Annotated in this window: 2 protein-coding genes; one reads left to right on the top strand and one right to left on the bottom strand. The window is 75.7% G+C overall.

The annotated features are described in order from the left end of the window. A partial coding sequence (locus MILUP08_RS00015) for a class I adenylate-forming enzyme family protein (RefSeq protein ID WP_039904975.1) occupies positions 1-620 on the top strand: 620 nt, incomplete at its 5' end. Here the strand turns inward: MILUP08_RS00015 and MILUP08_RS33545 are convergent. Beyond that, positions 515-1192 (bottom strand): 4'-phosphopantetheinyl transferase family protein, encoded by a 678-nt coding sequence (locus tag MILUP08_RS33545; RefSeq protein ID WP_237747000.1) that lies wholly within the window; start codon positions 1190-1192, stop codon positions 515-517. The two genes, MILUP08_RS00015 and MILUP08_RS33545, sit on opposite strands and share 106 nt — an antisense overlap. Positions 1193-1327: the final 135 nt, after the last annotated feature.

Genomic DNA, 1327 nt, shown 5'->3' with positions numbered 1-1327 from the left:
TGCGGCGGATGACCACCGGCGGCGAGCTGGTGCCGGCCGCGGTGGCCCAGGCGTTCACCGACCGGTACGGGGTGCCGCTGGGCAACATGTACGGGATGACCGAGGTCGGGGTGATCGGCACCGACCTGCACGGCTCCCACCGGCCGTCGATCGCCCCGGCGCCTGGCATCGAGGTCCGCGAGTCCGCCGGCGAGCTGTGGGTGTCCTGCCCGGCGTCGCCGTACGTCGGACTGAGCGACCCGACCCGGTGGGCCGACGGCTGGCTGCACACCCGCGACGCCGGCACCGTCGACACCGACTCCGGCCTGGTCACCGTGCGCGGCCGGCTCGACTCGCAGGTCTCGGTGGGCGGGATGAAGGTCGACCTCACCGAGGTGGAGGCCACCGTCGCCGAGCTGCCCGGCGTGGCCGCCGCCGTGGTGGTGTGGGACGACGGCATCACCGCGTACGTCCAGCCGGACGGCCCCCTGTCGGAGGAGATGCTGGACAAGCTCCTCGCCGAGCGGTTGGCCGGCTACAAGCGACCCCGGGTGCTGCGCCTGCTCGATGCGTTGCCCCGCACCACCACGGGCAAGCTGGTCCGGTCGACCGGCGCGCTGCGCTCGGCGGCGACGCCGTGACCGGCCCGCTGCACCACCTCCACGTCGACCTCGACCTCGACCGCGACGTCGACGCCGTCCTCCGCCCGCACGGCGAGCGCCAGGACGAAACCGGCACCCAGGTCCGGATGGCCGACCCGCAGGGGCTCGCCGCCGGGCACCTGGCGCAGCGGCAGCCCGGGCCCGTCCGGCGGGGGCATTTCCCGGAGCAGTCCGCCGGCGCGCAGCCCTCGGCCGAGCGCCTTGCCGACCGCCTCCTTGGCGGTCCACAGCCGCAGGAAGTCCACCGCCCGGCCGGCCTCTCCTCGACCGGCAAGCCAGGCCAGCTCGGCCGGCGCGAACCAGCGACGGGCCAGCGCGAGCGCGGGCAGCGGACGGACCTCCTCCACGTCCACGCCGACCGGGCCGGCCGCACGCGCGGCGACCACCACGATCCGACCGGCGCGGCTGACGCTTACCGGCAGCTCGACGGGCCCGGCGTTCGCCGGCCCGGCGATCCGTACGACCGGGTTGCCGGCGGGGCCGTGTGCCAGCACCACCTCCGCCTCGGCGCGCCCGAGCAGCGCCGCGCCCGCCCGCCGCAGCAACCGCACGGCGGACCCGGCCGACCGCCGGTGTCCCGACCGACCCACACGTACGCGGTGTCCCGATCGGACACCGTCAGTTGGTCCACGCAGAGAGGGTATCCATGAGAGCCGAGGTCCGTGCCTTCGTCGTCGAGCAGCTAG

This window comes from Micromonospora lupini str. Lupac 08 (assembly GCF_000297395.2).
GTDB classification, from domain to species: Bacteria; Actinomycetota; Actinomycetes; order Mycobacteriales; family Micromonosporaceae; genus Micromonospora; species Micromonospora lupini.
Note: the sequence above shows the minus strand (reverse complement) of the source record. Positions and strands in the feature narration are given on the sequence as shown.